This window comes from Streptomyces sp. NPDC041124 (assembly GCF_055592385.1).
The window spans coordinates 219,987-233,279 of record NZ_JBVIYR010000003.1; the positions used below are offsets into that span (position 1 = coordinate 219,987).

At 68.6% G+C, this 13,293-nt stretch carries 13 protein-coding genes; 5 read left to right on the forward strand and 8 right to left on the reverse strand.

Annotation, left to right across the window (positions count from 1 at the left end; genetic code table 11):
* Positions 1-86: 86 nt before the first annotated feature.
* The 8 genes from ACZ6A9_RS09230 to rpmH all read right to left on the reverse strand — a co-directional run bounded on the left by ACZ6A9_RS09230 (position 87) and on the right by rpmH (position 6,140).
* Positions 87-1,190 (reverse strand): ParB/RepB/Spo0J family partition protein, encoded by a 1,104-nt coding sequence (locus ACZ6A9_RS09230; RefSeq protein ID WP_468981312.1) that lies wholly within the window; start codon positions 1,188-1,190, stop codon positions 87-89.
* Complete coding sequence (locus ACZ6A9_RS09235) at positions 1,187-2,263, reverse strand: ParA family protein (protein WP_468982885.1); 1,077 nt, start codon at positions 2,261-2,263, stop codon at positions 1,187-1,189. Before ACZ6A9_RS09235 ends, ACZ6A9_RS09230 begins: the two co-directional genes overlap by 4 nt.
* A gap of 338 nt (positions 2,264-2,601) precedes the next feature.
* Positions 2,602-3,321, reverse strand: coding sequence for a 16S rRNA (guanine(527)-N(7))-methyltransferase RsmG (rsmG, locus tag ACZ6A9_RS09240; RefSeq protein WP_190096185.1), 720 nt, complete (start codon positions 3,319-3,321; stop codon positions 2,602-2,604).
* 120 nt (positions 3,322-3,441) lie between these two features.
* Positions 3,442-3,954: a Jag family protein gene (locus tag ACZ6A9_RS09245; protein ID WP_468981316.1), complete on the reverse strand. Its 513-nt coding sequence runs from the start codon at positions 3,952-3,954 to the stop codon at positions 3,442-3,444.
* 15 nt (positions 3,955-3,969) lie between these two features.
* Complete coding sequence (gene yidC / locus ACZ6A9_RS09250; protein WP_468981322.1) at positions 3,970-5,235, reverse strand: membrane protein insertase YidC; 1,266 nt, start codon at positions 5,233-5,235, stop codon at positions 3,970-3,972.
* Positions 5,236-5,238: 3 nt separating this feature from the next.
* Positions 5,239-5,613, reverse strand: a complete 375-nt coding sequence (yidD, locus tag ACZ6A9_RS09255; RefSeq protein WP_228966294.1) for a membrane protein insertion efficiency factor YidD — start codon at positions 5,611-5,613, stop codon at positions 5,239-5,241.
* Positions 5,610-5,981 (reverse strand): ribonuclease P protein component, encoded by a 372-nt coding sequence (rnpA, locus tag ACZ6A9_RS09260; protein WP_468981327.1) that lies wholly within the window; start codon positions 5,979-5,981, stop codon positions 5,610-5,612. The genes yidD and rnpA overlap by 4 nt, the downstream gene beginning before the upstream one ends.
* A 21-nt stretch (positions 5,982-6,002) precedes the next feature.
* The gene (gene rpmH / locus ACZ6A9_RS09265; RefSeq protein WP_003975051.1) at positions 6,003-6,140 is read right to left on the reverse strand and encodes a 50S ribosomal protein L34; all 138 of its coding nucleotides are present in this window, start codon (positions 6,138-6,140) and stop codon (positions 6,003-6,005) included.
* 375 nt (positions 6,141-6,515) lie between these two features.
* Between rpmH and dnaA the strand changes: the two genes are divergently transcribed.
* From dnaA to ACZ6A9_RS09290, 5 genes are all read left to right on the forward strand, one after another.
* Positions 6,516-8,468, forward strand: a complete 1,953-nt coding sequence (dnaA, locus tag ACZ6A9_RS09270) for a chromosomal replication initiator protein DnaA (protein WP_468981330.1) — start codon at positions 6,516-6,518, stop codon at positions 8,466-8,468.
* Between the two features lie 919 nt (positions 8,469-9,387).
* Positions 9,388-10,518: a DNA polymerase III subunit beta gene (gene dnaN, locus ACZ6A9_RS09275; RefSeq protein WP_468982889.1), complete on the forward strand. Its 1,131-nt coding sequence runs from the start codon at positions 9,388-9,390 to the stop codon at positions 10,516-10,518.
* A gap of 139 nt (positions 10,519-10,657) precedes the next feature.
* Positions 10,658-11,533: a phosphogluconate dehydrogenase (NAD(+)-dependent, decarboxylating) gene (gene gnd, locus ACZ6A9_RS09280; protein ID WP_468981333.1), complete on the forward strand. Its 876-nt coding sequence runs from the start codon at positions 10,658-10,660 to the stop codon at positions 11,531-11,533.
* Positions 11,534-11,606: 73 nt separating this feature from the next.
* Positions 11,607-12,728: a DNA replication/repair protein RecF gene (recF, locus tag ACZ6A9_RS09285; RefSeq protein ID WP_468981337.1), complete on the forward strand. Its 1,122-nt coding sequence runs from the start codon at positions 11,607-11,609 to the stop codon at positions 12,726-12,728.
* Entirely contained in the window at positions 12,725-13,267 is a 543-nt protein-coding gene (locus ACZ6A9_RS09290) for a DciA family protein (protein WP_468981340.1), read from the forward strand. Before recF ends, ACZ6A9_RS09290 begins: the two co-directional genes overlap by 4 nt.
* Positions 13,268-13,293: the final 26 nt, after the last annotated feature.

Genomic DNA, 13,293 nt, shown 5'->3' on the forward strand with positions numbered 1-13,293 from the left:
AAAGCAAAGGACGGACCGCGTTCCGGTACACACCGGACATGGCCCGTCCCGTTTCGTCCGCTCCGCATCGCCGAGCGGCCGTCGGCTCAGGAATCGGTCTCCGTGGAGTCGTCGTCCACCAGACTCTCCTGCAGGACGGGCCCCTCACCCGGGGCGAGACTGCCGAGAATGCGCTCCAGGTCCTCCATCGAGGCGAACTCGACGGTGATCTTGCCCTTCTTCTGCCCCAGGTCGACCTTCACCCGAGTCTCGAAGCGATCCGACAGACGCGTCGCCAGATCCGTCAGCGCGGGTGACACCAGGGCACCGGCACGCGGCCCCTTCGAACGCTGAGCCTTCTGCGGCCGGGACCCCATCAGGGTCACGATCTCTTCGACGGCCCGGACCGACAGGCCTTCGGCCACGATCCGGTGAGCCAGCCGGTCCTGTTCCTCGGAGTCCTCCACGGACAGCAGCGCCCGAGCGTGTCCGGCGGACAGCACACCGGCGGCCACCCTGCGTTGGACGGTGGGCGAGAGCTTCAACAGACGCAGCGTGTTGGACACCTGCGGGCGGGATCGGCCGATGCGGTCTGCCAGCTGGTCGTGCGTGCATTTGAAGTCCTTGAGCAACTGGTCGTAGGCGGCGGCCTCTTCCAGGGGATTCAGCTGGGCACGGTGCAGGTTCTCCAACAAGGCGTCCAGAAGGAGCTTCTCGTCGTCCGTGGCCCGCACGATCGCCGGGATAGCCTCAAGGCCCGCCTCATGGCAGGCACGCCAGCGGCGCTCGCCCATGATGAGCTCGTAGCGCCCCGACCCGACCTGCCGTACGACGACCGGCTGGAGAAGACCGACTTCCTTGATGGAGGTGATCAGCTCGGACAGTGCGTCCTCGTCGAAAACCTCACGCGGCTGCCGGGGGTTCGGCGAGATGGCGTCAAGGGGGATCTCCGCGAAGTGAGCCCCCATGGGCGGCTCGGGGATCCCCCCGCCGCCCCTTCCCGGAGCCTCCTCCGTTTCACGTGAAACAGCCGACAGGGTCGCTACCTTCGCAGCGGCGACTCCACGCTCGTGCGGCAGCACCGGAACCGCGGCAGGGGAGGTGGAGGCGGCGCCTCCTCCCAGCGCGGCCGGAGGCACCGTCTTCTCTGTCGGAGCAGCAGGGATCAGCGCACCGAGACCACGGCCCAACCCCCTCCGTCGATCACTCACTGGACGCCCTCCACCATGGTCGGATCATTCTGCTGTGCGCCGATGTGTGCCTGGGATGCGTCATATCTGATGCCGACCCCTCTCAGCGCGATCTCTCGTGCCGCCTCGAAATAGGAGAGGGCACCACTCGATCCAGGATCGTAAGTCAAGACCGTCTGCCCGTAGCTCGGCGCCTCCGAGATACGGACGGAGCGGGGAATGCTCGTCCGCAGGACCTCATCACCGAAGTGGGTGCGCACCTCGTCCGCCACCTGTGACGCGAGCCGCGTACGACCGTCGTACATGGTGAGCAGGATCGTCGAGACATGCAGGGTGGGGTTGAGATGCCCCCTCACCAGATCGACGTTGCGGAGCAGCTGTCCCAGGCCCTCCAGTGCGTAGTACTCGCACTGGATCGGGATCAGGACTTCCTGACCGGCCACCAAGGCGTTGACCGTCAGCAGGCCGAGCGAGGGCGGGCAGTCGATGAGGATGTAGTCCAACGGCTGCTCATAAGCCTGGATGGCCCGCTGCAGCCGGCTCTCCCGCGCCACCAGCGACACCAGTTCGATCTCCGCACCGGCGAGATCGATGGTGGCGGGGGCACAGAACAGACCCTCGACATCGGGGACCGGCTGAACGACTTCCGCGAGCGGCTTACTGTCCACCAGTACGTCGTAGATGGAGGGGACCTCTGCGTGGTGGTCGATACCCAGGGCCGTGGACGCATTGCCCTGCGGGTCGAGATCGACCACCAGGACACGGGCGCCATGCAGGGCGAGCGACGCGGCAAGGTTGACAGTGGTCGTCGTCTTGCCGACGCCGCCCTTCTGGTTGGCGACCACGATGATGCGGGTCTGCTCAGGCCGTGGCAGGCCTTCACCGGCACGGCCCAGAGCCTCCACTGCCAGTTGGGCAGCACGACCGATGGGAGTGTCGTCCATCGGAGGCGGTGTTTCACGTGAAACATCCGCCCCCATCGATTCGGTACGGGGACCGGGGACCGGGTCGGTCATCGGTCCCGCGATGTTGGCGTCGGACCGCAAGGATTCACTCTCCTCGACTTCAGGCTCGCAATGAACAGAGCCTCCCATGCCTTCGGGGTCGCGAACCAGTGAGGCCTGGCGTTCTGTGGAGAAATCCACCTCTGTGGACAACTCCATCCCCCCTGAGGGACCCGATCCATCGGGGACAGCACCCTTATCGAGAGACCCGAGGGGCTTCCGGTCACGAGGTTCGGCCGCAGCGCGGCCCCGACTGATGATGCCGTGCAGAAGTGAGCGACGTTTCACGTGAAACACGATGCACAGCGACCGAGGCCGGACCCCTGCGACACTCCGGCATGGGCGGGTTTGGCAGCTGGTGTGGAGTACGCCCGACTCTCAGGGCGAGTCAGGACTCCGCGTCCAGCATGAGAGAGCGGAGTCGCGCGCTAACCGCGCCGACGCCGGGTCCGCCCCGTGCGGGCCGCCTTCGCACGCTTCGCCGCGAATCGCACGCCTCCGGGGCTCTCGCCGACCTCGACTCGCACCACAGTGGACATCGGATCCACGACCCCCTCGCCCACATGCACGATCGAGGTCGTCACCGCACCGAGCTTGCTCAGTGCCGCGCTCGCACTCTTCAGCTCCTCCTCGGCGGCATCGCCCTTGAGCGCGAGCATCTCGCCGTACGGCCGCAGGAGAGGAATGCCCCAGGTGGCGAGGCGGTCGAGCGGTGCCACAGCGCGGGCGGTCACCACATGCACCGGCGGGATCTTTCCCATCACCTCTTCGGCCCGGCCACGCACGACCGTGACATGGTCCAGTCCGAGCAGTTCCACGACTTCGGTGAGGAAATTGGTGCGCCGGAGCAACGGTTCCAACAAAGTGATCTTGAGGTCTTCCCGGACCAGCGCCAGGGGGATGCCCGGCAGACCGGCTCCCGAACCGACATCGCACACCGTCACACCCTCGGGCACGACCTCCGACAGCACCGCACAGTTCAGCAGATGCCTCTCCCACAGGCGGGGCACCTCACGCGGACCGATGAGGCCTCGCTGCACGCCCGCTTCGGCAAGCAGCTCGGCGTACCGGACCGCGTCCGCGAAACGATCACCGAACACCTCGCGAGCCTGCTCGGGCGCAGGGGGAAGCTCCGCTGCCTCCGTCACTGGGGGACCGCCTTCCGTACCGTGCCGGCACGATCCGCCGGCACCACAACCAGAACTATCAGGCTGACAAAACTCGGCCCCGCCTGCGCAACAGACGGGGCCGGTGAAACGTGGGGCCGATCAGGCGGGCAGCACGACGACGAAGCGCTGCGGCTCCTCGCCCTCGGACTCGCTGCGCAGGCCGGCTGCCTTGACCGCGTCGTGCACGACCTTGCGCTCGAACGGCGTCATCGGGTCGAGGTTCACGGGCTTGCCGCTGTTCCTGACCTCGGCGGCCGCATTCGCACCGATCTCGGCCAGCTCGGTCCGCTTCCTGGCGCGGAAGCCGGCGATGTCGAGCATGAGCCGGCTGCGGTCTCCGGTCTCCCGGTGCACAGCCAGACGCGTGAGCTCCTGGAGCGCCTCCAGCACCTCTCCGTCACGGCCCACCAGCTTCTGCAGATCACGGCTGCTCGTGTCGCTGATGATCGAGACAGAGGCGCGATCGGCCTCCACGTCCATGTCGATGTCGCCGTCGAGGTCGGCGATGTCGAGCAGACCCTCCAGGTAGTCCGCCGCGATCTCACCCTCCTGCTCGAGGCGGGTCAGGGTGTCTGCCCCCTCGGCAGCGGCGGCGGTGGTGCCTTCCGTCACGGGATGGACTCCTTCTTACTTCTTGGACGGGGACTTGGGCCGCTGCGGACCCTTGCGCTGTCCGGACTGGGCCTTGCTGCGGGTACTGCCGGCGGGCTTGGCGTCGCCCTTCTTCGCCGCGGAGGCGGGCTTGGTCTGCTGAGGCTCGTCCGACTTGGTCAGCGAGGTCGGCTCGTCCGCCGCCTTGGCCGGGCCGGCCTGACGCTGGGACTTGCTCTGCCGCTTGGGCTGCTGCCGCTTGGGCGTGGCTCCGGCGGTCGCACCGTCCTCCGCCTGGGCTGCGGTCGTGCTGTCGCCCTTGATGACCGCACCGTCGGTCTGGGCCGCGAAACCCGCCTTGCTGAGACCGTTGATGAACTTGCGCTCGTACTCGTTGCGGTCCCGGCCCTTGGCGACGATGGCCTTGACGATGACGCGCTGACGCCGGTTGCGGGTCCCACCGTGCCGGGTGACGGCCTTGTGGAGGCGCTCCAGGTACGCGGCCTGGGCCTTGGACCCCGGCGTGGGGTTGTTGTGGATGACGTACATCTGCTGGCCCATGGTCCACACGTTGGTGGTCAGCCAGTAGACGAGGACGCCGACCGGGAAGTTGATACCGAAGACGGCGAAGATGATGGGGAAGACGTACATCAGCATCTTCTGCTGCTGCATGAACGGCGTCTTCACCGTGGTGTCGACGTTCTTCGTCATCAGCTGGCGCTGCGTGTAGAACTGCGACAGCGACATCAGGATGATCATGATCGCCGTGACGACGCGGACATCGGTCAGCGAGGAGTTGAGCGCCTCGACCTTCTCCGAGCTGTCCGTGAACTTCGCCGCGAGCGGGGCGCCGAAGATGTGGGCCTTCTGCGCGCTCTCCAGGAGACGTTCGTTGATCACGCCGACGGTGTCGTTCGACGCGATGCTGTTGAGCACGTGGTAGAGCGCGAAGAAGAACGGCGACTGGGCCAGGATGGGAAGACACGAGGAGAGCGGGTTGGTGCCCGTCTCCTTGTAGAGCTTCATCATCTCTTCGGACTGGCGCTGTCGGTCGTTCTTGTAGCGCTCCTGGATCTTCTTCATCTCCGGCTGGAGCGTCTGCATCGCGCGCGTCGCCTTGATCTGCTTCACGAAGAGCGGGATCAGGCAGATACGGATGAGGATCACCAGGGACACGATGGACAGGCCCCAGGCCCACCCGGTGTCAGGGCCGAAGATGGCGCCGTACACGCTGTGGAACTGGACGATGACCCAGGAGACAGGCGTTGTGATGAAGCTGAAGAGGCTGGCAATCGTGTCCACTAATCATGCTCCTTGGGCATGGGACGGGGTCTCTGCGGCCGGGCTCGAAGGACTCGTCCGGCTCGTCGGCGAAGTCCGTCCTTCGGTGGCCGGTTCGGCGGCGGAGGTCCCGCCCTTGCGTGCACGCCAGGCGTTACGCAGCATTTCGTGCCACCGCGGACGCTTGCGCGGCGGGACATGGTCCACACCGCCCAGCGACCACGGATTGCACCGCAGGATGCGCCAGGCCGTGAGTGCTGTGCCCTTGACGGCACCGTGCCGGTCGATGGCCGTGTAGCCGTAGTGGGAACACGACGGGTAGTACTTGCACACCGGCCCCAGCAGTGGACTGATGGTCCACTGGTAGATCTTGATCAGAGCCAGCAGCGGGTACTTCATCGCGCGCCCCCTCCCAGCAGCCGCCGCAGGGCGGCGTCCAGGTCTCGGGCCAGTTGTGCATGGTCGGCGTCACCCGCACCGGGCAGCGCTCGTACGACTACCAGGCTACCGGGGGGCAACTGGCCGACCCGCTCGCGCATCAGATGGCGAAGCCTGCGCTTCACCTTGTTGCGCACCACCGCACCTCCCACGGCCTTGCTCACGACGAAACCCGCACGCGACGGGGGAGCGCTCTCCCCAGGCGCATGCGGGTCCGTGGCACCGCTACGAAGATGGACGACGAGATGCTGGCGCCCGGCCCGGCGCCCTCGTCGTACCGCGGTCGCGAAGTCCTCGCGCCGCCTCAGCCGGTTGTCGGTGGGCAGCACGACGTCATGACCTGACCGGGATCAGGCGGACAGACGGGCGCGACCCTTGCTGCGGCGGGTCGCGAGGATCGCGCGGCCGGCGCGGGTACGCATACGCAGCCGGAAGCCGTGGGTCTTGGCGCGACGACGGTTGTTCGGCTGGAAGGTGCGCTTGCTCACTCGGGGGCTCCAGAAGAAATCGGTGGTTGCGGGGTGCCGTCCTGGCTGTCACCGTGCGCCCACGAGTAGCTCGCGTTACGCCCGAGTGCACCGCTGACCGATCATCTTGCGCGATCTGTGCCCATCGGAGGCAGGCGGCAGCAGCCATCGACAACTCGACCTGGTTACGGTACGCGCGGCTGCGTCCATCGGTCAAACCAGCGGCCGCCGGGGGACACTTGTCCACAGCCTGGGGACAACAACTTGAACCATACCCGCCGCGCTGACTACCGTGGCTTGACTCCGATTCGTTCCCTTGACCCTCCACCACCCGATTTACATCCCGACCCGTCCTCCGCATCACACGATCGAGGGACCTGTGAGAGAGCGTGCCCTGTGGCTGACGTACCTGCCGATCTTGCCGCAGTGTGGCCACGCGTACTGGAACAGCTGCTCGGAGAGGGCCGTGGACAAGGTGTCGAGGGCAAGGACGAGCACTGGATCCGGCGCTGCCAGCCCCTGGCGCTGGTCGCCGACACCGCGCTGCTCGCCGTGCCGAACGAGTTCGCCAAGGGTGTGCTCGAGGGCCGCCTCGCGCCCGTCGTCAGCGAGAGTCTGAGCCGCGAGTGCGGCCGTCCGATCCGGATCGCGATCACGGTCGACGACACCGTCGGCGAGCCCTCCGCCCCGCCGGCGCCCCGCCCGCACCAGCCGCGCTACGAGGAGCCCGAGCTCCCCGTCGTCCGCCAGGACCGGCCCGACCACCACGAGCGGCCGGAACGTGACGCGTACGAGAGCTACGACGGGTACGGCCGGCGCCGCACCGAGCAGCAGGGCCCGTCCGGGGACCAGCTCCCCACCGCCCGCCCCGCCTACCCGTCGGAGTACCAGCGGCCCGAGCCCGGCGCCTGGCCGCGGCCGCCGCAGGAGGAGTACGGCTGGCAGCAGCAGCGTCTCGGCTTCCCCGAACGGGACCCGTACGCCTCGCCGCCGCAGGACGCCTACGAAGCGCAGAACACCTACGGACCGCAGGACGCCTACGGCGGGCCGCCCGCCCAGGACTACCGCCCGCAGCCGATGGAGCGGCCGTCGTCCTACGAGCAGCAGCGCTCCGACTACGAGCAGCAGCGCTCCGAGTACGACGCACCGCGCGGCGATTACGACCAGCGCGACGCCCGGCGCCGGGAGCTTCCCGAGCCGCCGTCCGGCTCGGGGCACGTCCACCGCGGCGGCCCCGTGGGCCCGAACCTGCCCACCACGGGGGCGCCCGGCCCGCTGGCGGCCCAGCCGGCACCGGCGACCGGCCCCGGTGAGCCCACCGCGCGGCTGAACCCGAAGTACCTGTTCGACACGTTCGTCATCGGCGCGTCCAACCGCTTCGCGCACGCGGCCGCGGTCGCCGTCGCAGAGGCACCCGCCAAGGCGTACAACCCCCTGTTCATCTACGGGGAGTCGGGTCTGGGCAAGACGCACCTGCTGCACGCGATCGGGCACTACGCGCGCAGCCTGTACCCGGGCACGCGGGTGCGGTACGTGAGCTCGGAGGAGTTCACCAACGAGTTCATCAACTCCATCCGTGACGGCAAGGGCGACAGCTTCCGCAAGCGCTACCGCGAGATGGACATCCTGCTCGTCGACGACATCCAGTTCCTCGCGGACAAGGAGTCGACGCAGGAGGAGTTCTTCCACACCTTCAACACGCTCCACAACGCGAACAAGCAGATCGTCCTCTCCAGCGACCGGCCGCCCAAGCAGCTGGTCACGCTGGAGGACCGGTTGCGGAACCGTTTCGAATGGGGACTGATCACCGACGTCCAGCCTCCGGAGCTGGAGACGCGCATCGCGATCCTGCGCAAGAAGGCCGTGCAGGAACAGCTGAACGCCCCGCCGGAGGTGCTGGAGTTCATCGCCTCGCGGATCTCGCGCAACATCCGTGAGCTGGAGGGCGCGCTGATCCGGGTGACGGCGTTCGCCTCGCTCAACCGGCAGCCGGTGGACCTGGGGCTGACGGAGATCGTCCTGAAGGATCTGATGCCCGGGGGCGACGACTCGGCCCCGGAGATCACTTCGACGGCCATCATGGGCGCGACCGCGGACTACTTCGGGCTGACGGTGGAGGACCTCTGTGGCACCTCGCGGGGACGCGCGCTGGTGACCGCGCGGCAGATCGCCATGTACCTGTGCCGGGAGCTGACGGACCTGTCGCTGCCGAAGATCGGCGCGCTGTTCGGCGGCCGCGACCACACCACGGTCATGCACGCCGACCGGAAGATCCGCAATCTGATGGCGGAGCGGCGCTCGATCTACAACCAGGTCACCGAGCTCACCAACCGCATCAAGGCCGGCTGACGGCACCCACGGCACGACGAAGGGCGCCCCCGGATCCCTCCGGCGGCGCCCTTCGTCGTGCGTCCCTCGTCGCCGGGGCTGTTCGCCGTACGTCCCTCGTCGCCGGGGCTGTTCGCCGTACGTCCCTCGTCGCCGGGGCTGTTCGATTTCGAGGCCGGGTTACGGCCGTCCTCCACAGATTCGGTGACTTTTTCCCGTCCACATGCTGGGGACCGGGAAGTTGTCCCGATCTTGTCCACAGCAGGACGGGCCTGCACGCCATCCACCCAGGTCAACACCCTGTGGATTCGTGGACGAACGATCTCCACAGGCTGTGGACCGAGCGACGGTCCACAGCCTGTGCATCAAGTTGTCCACGGGCAACCCACAGGCTGGAGCCGGTTGTCCCCAGTGATCGCCCGCTTCTCCACATGGCTGTCCACTGTTCGGCAACGCGACGCGCCTCCTCACCGGGGCGAGTGAAAGGCGTCACACCATGCTGCCGCAGGGGGTTGTGGGAAAGGGCCGCGAACCTGGGGACGAAGCTGGGGAGAAGTCGGCCCTCCCTGTGCACGCTGTGTGCAGAACTTTCTGTTCTCCACAGATACCCCTGGTTGTCCACGGGCTCCGCCCACAGGCACGGTGGACAAAAACACCGCCCTGAGCTGGGAAAACGAGGTTATCCACGGTATCCACAGCCCCTACTACTACTCCCAACTAGAGAGAGCGAGGAATTCGTTTCGAAGGGGGTCCTGTGCACAACTCGCTGTCTCGGCCCCGGCTGCCCCTCGTCACGACTTGACCCCGACGGGCACCTACTGTCAGTGCGGTGCGTCAGACTGGTCCCGGTGTCCTTCCCCGCTCGGGGGACGACGACACCGAGTCAGACGACGAAGCCAGGCAGGGCGGGAAGCGCCGGCAACAGCAGGAGGCGGCAACAGTGAAGATCCGGGTGGAACGCGACGTACTCGCGGAGGCAGTGGCCTGGGCGGCGCGCAGCCTCCCGGCCCGTCCGCCGGCCCCTGTCCTCGCCGGCTTGCTGCTGAAGGCCGAGGAGGGCCAGCTCAGCCTGTCCAGCTTCGACTACGAGGTCTCCGCGCGGGTCTCGGTGGAGGCCGAGGTCGAGGAAGGGGGCACCGTCCTCGTCTCCGGCCGGCTGCTGGCCGACATCTCCCGCGCCCTGCCCAACCGGCCGGTGGAGATCTCCACCGACGGTGTACGGGCGACGGTGGTCTGTGGCTCCTCGCGGTTCACGCTCCACACACTGCCTGTGGAGGAGTACCCGGCACTGCCGCAGATGCCGAACGCGACGGGCACGGTCCCCGGCGAGGTCTTCGCCTCCGCCGTGCAGCAGGTGGCCATCGCGGCCGGCCGTGACGACACGCTGCCCGTCCTCACCGGTGTGCGCATCGAGATCGAGGGCGACACCGTCACCCTCGCCTCCACCGACCGCTACCGCTTCGCGGTCCGCGAGTTCCTGTGGAAGCCGGAGAACCCGGACGTCTCCGCGGTCGCCCTGGTGCCCGCCAAGACGCTCCAGGACACAGCCAAGGCCCTGACCAGCGGTGACCAGGTCATCCTGGCGCTGTCCGGTTCGGGTGCGGGTGAGGGCCTGATCGGTTTCGAGGGCGCCGGCCGCCGCACCACCACGCGGCTGCTGGAGGGCGACCTCCCGAAGTACCGGACGCTGTTCCCGACGGAGTTCAACAGCGTCGCCGTGATCGAGACCGCGCCCTTCGTGGAGGCCGTCAAGCGCGTGGCCCTGGTCGCCGAGCGCAACACCCCGGTGCGGCTGAGCTTCGAGCAGGGCGTGCTCATCCTGGAGGCCGGTTCCAGCGACGACGCACAGGCTGTGGAAAGGGTCGACGCCCAGCTGGAGGGCGACGACATCTCGATCGCCTTCAACCCGACGTTCCTGCTGGACGGCCTGAGCGCCATCGACTCGCCGGTGGCCCAGCTGTCGTTCACCACGTCCACCAAGCCGGCGCTGCTCAGCGGCCGCCCGGCCGTGGACGCGGAGGCGGACGAGGCCTACAAGTACCTGATCATGCCGGTGCGGCTCAGCGGCTGAGCAGCCGGCCCGAAGCCGCGGGTGCGGGCGTGCGTGTGAGCGCGTATGCCCACAGATGTGCGCGAGCGTCCGGGTTTAGGCTCGGACGCCGGTACGTAAGTGCCGTCACGCCACGTCGCATACCTAAGGAACTCAACTGATGGAGCTCGGTCTCGTCGGCCTCGGCAAGATGGGCGGCAACATGCGCGAGCGGATCCGCCGCGCAGGTCACACCGTCTTCGGATACGACCGCAACCCGGACCTCGCCGATGTCCACAGCCTGCCTGAGCTTGTGGGCAAGCTCAGCGGTCCGCGCGTGGTGTGGGTGATGGTCCCGGCCGGCGGGCCGACCCAGTCCACCATCGACGAGCTCGCCGGGCTGCTCGAGCCGGGTGACGTCGTCGTGGACGGCGGCAACTCCCGCTGGACGGACGACGAGAAGCACGCCAAGGAGCTGGCGGCCAGGGGCATCGGCTTCGTCGACTGCGGTGTCTCCGGCGGGGTCTGGGGTCTGGAGAACGGCTACGCGCTGATGTACGGCGGCGACAAGGAGGACGTCGCCAAGGTGCAGCCGATATTCGACGCCCTCAAGCCGGCGGGCGACTTCGGTTCGGTGCACGCGGGCAAGGTGGGCGCGGGCCACTTCGCGAAGATGGTCCACAACGGCATCGAGTACGCCATGATGCAGGCCTACGCCGAGGGCTGGGAGCTGCTCGAGAAGGTCGACTCGGTGACCGACGTGCGGGAGGTGTTCCGCTCCTGGCAGGAGGGGACCGTCATCCGTTCCTGGCTGCTGGACCTCGCGGTGGACGCGCTCGACGAGGACGAGCACCTGGACGGGCTCCGGGGTTACGCACAGGACTCCGGCGAGGGACGCTGGACCGTGGAGGCGGCGATCGACCACGCGGTGCCGCTGCCGGCGATCACCGCCTCGCTGTTCGCGCGGTTCGCCTCCCGGCAGGACGACTCGCCGCAGATGAAGATGATCGCGGCGCTGCGGAACCAGTTCGGCGGCCACGCGGTCGAGAAGAAGTAATCCACAGGACACGCTCGTATCCACAGGACCGCTCGGCGGTCCGCACCGCCGCGGGGAGGTCGGCGAAACGACCATGCACGTCACGCATCTGTCGCTGGCCGACTTCCGCTCCTACTCCCGGGTCGAGGTCCCGCTCGACCCGGGAGTGACGGCCTTCGTCGGGCCCAACGGACAGGGCAAGACGAACCTCGTCGAGGCGGTCGGCTACCTCGCCACCCTGGGCAGCCACCGGGTCTCCTCCGACGCCCCGCTGGTCCGCATGGGTGCCGACCGCGCGATCATCCGGGCCCAGATCCGGCAGGGCGAGCGGCAGCAACTGGTCGAACTGGAGCTGAACCCGGGCCGCGCCAACCGCGCCCGCATCAACAGGTCCTCCCAGGTGAGGCCCCGGGACGTGCTGGGGATCGTCCGGACGGTGCTGTTCGCGCCCGAGGACCTCGCGCTGATCAAGGGTGATCCCGGTGAGCGGCGCCGTTTCCTCGACGAGTTGATCACCGCCCGTTCGCCGCGCATGGCCGGGGTCCGCTCCGACTACGACCGGGTGCTCAAGCAGCGCAACACCCTGCTGAAGTCGGCCGCGCTGGCCCGCCGGCACGGCGGGCGCACCCTGGACCTGTCCACGCTCGACGTGTGGGACCAGCACCTCGCGCGTGCGGGCGCCGAGCTCCTGGCGCAGCGGCTGGATCTGATCGGCGCGCTCCAGCCGCTGGCCGACAAGGCGTACGAGCAGCTCGCGCCCGGCGGCGGACCCCTCGCCCTGGAGTACAGGCCGTCCGCGCCCGGCGAGGCGCACACGCGGGAGGACCTCTTCGAGCAGCTGACGGCGGCGCTCGCGGAGGCACGCAAGCAGGAGATCGAGCGGGGTGTCACCCTGGTCGGCCCGCACCGCGACGACCTCCTCCTCAAGCTGGGCCGGCTGCCCGCCAAGGGCTACGCCTCGCACGGCGAGTCCTGGTCCTACGCGCTGGCGCTGCGGCTGGCCTCGTACGAACTGCTGCGCGCCGAGGGCAACGAGCCGGTGCTGGTGCTCGACGACGTGTTCGCCGAGCTGGACTCGCGGCGCCGTGAGCGGCTGGCCGAGCTGGTCGCCGCGGGTGAGCAGGTGCTGGTGACCGCGGCCGTCGACGACGACGTGCCTCAGGTGCTGGCGGGTACGCGGTTCGCCGTGGCGGAGGGGATGGTGGAGCGCGTATGAGCGGGCAGGAGGCGCCGGGAGGCGGTGCCGGGAAGACCCCCGAGTCCTCCGGCGTGGATCTGGCGCGCGTGGCGTTGCGGGCCGCCAAGGACGCGGCACGCGCGCGCGGGGACGCGGCGCGGTGGAAGAAGCAGCCGCAGCGCGGCGGTCCGCGTTCCGGAGCGCGCGCCGACCGGCGCGACCCGATGGCGCTGGGCGCCGCGATCAACCGGCTGCTCACCGAGCGCGGCTGGGAGGCCCCGGCCGCGGTGGGCGGGGTGATGGGGCGCTGGCCGGAGATCGTCGGTGAGGACGTGGCCAAGCACTGCGAGCCGGAGCGGTACGACGAGGACGAGCGGGTGCTGGTGGTGCGCTGCGACTCGACGGCCTGGGCGACGAATCTGCGGCTGCTCGCGCCGACACTGGTCGCGCGGCTGAACGAGGACCTCGGCCACGGCAGGGTGCGGTTGATCAAGGTGGTCGGTCCCGCCGGCCCCGCCCGCCGGTTCGGGCCGTTGCGCGCCCCCGGAAGCACGGGTCCCGGTGACACGTACGGGTGACCGGATGGTCATTTCCGCCCCTTCCG